Genomic DNA, 1,102 nt, shown 5'->3' with positions numbered 1-1,102 from the left:
CCGTCTGTCTGATCAAGTCGCCCAGCCGTCAGCACCGTGCGATCGGCCCGCTGGCGCTGCGGCTGCGGACACTGGCCGATCCGCGGTGCCGGCGCGGGAAGCGTCACCCCTTCGTGGCCGTCATGCTGGCGGCCTGCTCGGCGGTGGTCGCCGGAGCGAAGTCCTTCGCGGCCATCGGGCAGTGGGCCGCAGAGGCGCCACAGGACGCCCTCGCCCGGCTCGGGGCCCGCACCGCCACGGCGTTCGCCGTGCGCATCGCGCCCAGCGGCGCGACGATCCGCCGGGTCGTGCAGCGCACCTGTCCCGGCGGGCTCGCCGACCTGCTGGGCTGCGACCCGGCCGGGGCCGACACCCTGGCCGTGGACGGCAAGAGCGCCCGCGGCTCGCGCCACAACACCACCCCGGCCGCCCACCTGCTGGCCGCCATGACCGGCAGCGGCCAGACCGTCACCCAGCTGCGGGTGCCGGACAAGACGAATGAAATCACCTGCTTCGCCGCCCTGTTGGCGCCCTACGACCTGACCGGGGTGACGGTGACCGCCGACGCTCTCCACACTCAGCGTGACCACGCCCGCTTCCTGGTGGAGACCAAGAAGGCGCACTACGCGTTCACCGTGAAGAAGAACCAGAAGGGCCTGTACGAACAGCTACGGACCCTGCCCTGGGGCGAGGCGACGGCGAAGTTCTACGACCGGTCCACCGGCCACGGACGCCTGGAGACCCGCGTGGTGCAGACCCTGACCGTCACCGACCTCGGCGTCGACTTCCCGCACGCCACCCAGGTCGCGAAAATCGTGCGGCATCGCACCTCGGCCAAGACCGGCAAGCGCACCCGCGAGACCGTCTACGTCATCACCGACCTGACCAGCAGGCAAGCATCCCCTGAGCGAATCGCGAAGATCGTCAGGTCACAGTGGGTGATTGAAAACAGGCTCCACTTCGTGCGGGACACCGCCTTCCGCGAGGACGCCTCCAAGGTCCGCACCGGACACGGACCGGAGAACATGGCGACCCTCCGCAGCTTCGCGATCAACCAGCTCCGTGCTGCCGGCCACACCAACATCGCCGCCGCACTCCGCGAGATGTCTCTCCGCCCTTTCGA

General features: G+C 70.1%; 1 protein-coding gene. It reads left to right on the top strand.

Translation table 11 applies throughout. The features are described from left to right. Positions 1 to 1,102, top strand: a 1,102-nt coding sequence (locus ACZ4SA_RS36995; RefSeq protein ID WP_468283283.1) for an ISAs1 family transposase, incomplete at both ends; no start/stop codon positions are given.

This window comes from Streptomyces sp. NPDC027962 (genome assembly GCF_055566095.1).
Note: the sequence above shows the minus strand (reverse complement) of the source record. Positions and strands in the feature narration are given on the sequence as shown.